Consider the following 530-nt stretch of genomic DNA (forward strand, 5'->3'; position numbering starts at 1 on the left):
CGTGACCTAAAAGCTCTTGCACCGCACGTAAGTTGTTGCTCGACTCCAGCATGTGCGTGGCAAATGAGTGGCGCAACTTATGTGGGCTAATGTGACTGGCTACAGACTGTTTTTGTCCCCACTCGGCCATGCGTTTTTGCACGCTACGGTGCGAAATACGGGTTCCGAGTTTAGACACAAACAATGCAGGTTCACCTGGCGCTGCTAAGTCACCACGAACGCGCAGCCACTTACCAACCCATTCCGTTGCCATCCCCGAAAAAGGCACTTTACGCTCTTTGTCACCTTTACCGATAACACGAAGCTCACCACTGCGCAGCTGCACATCTCGCACATCCACACTGACCAACTCGGCTAAACGCAGGCCAGCACCGTACATCAGCTCCATCATTGCGCGATCGCGGATCGCCAATGGGTCACCTTCATTCACTTCGAGCAGTTGATTCACTTCATCCACATCGAGGTTTTTTGGCAGCGGGCGCTTTTTACGAGGTGCAGACACCCCTTTGGCAGGGTTGGCTGACATCTCA

The 530-nt window shown here is 53.4% G+C and carries 1 protein-coding gene; it reads right to left on the minus strand.

The features are described from left to right. Positions 1-530 (minus strand): tyrosine-type recombinase/integrase (locus R7190_RS30365; RefSeq protein WP_318138274.1); only part of this gene is annotated, 530 nt, incomplete at both ends.

The organism is Vibrio sp. 1078-1 (assembly GCF_033340475.1).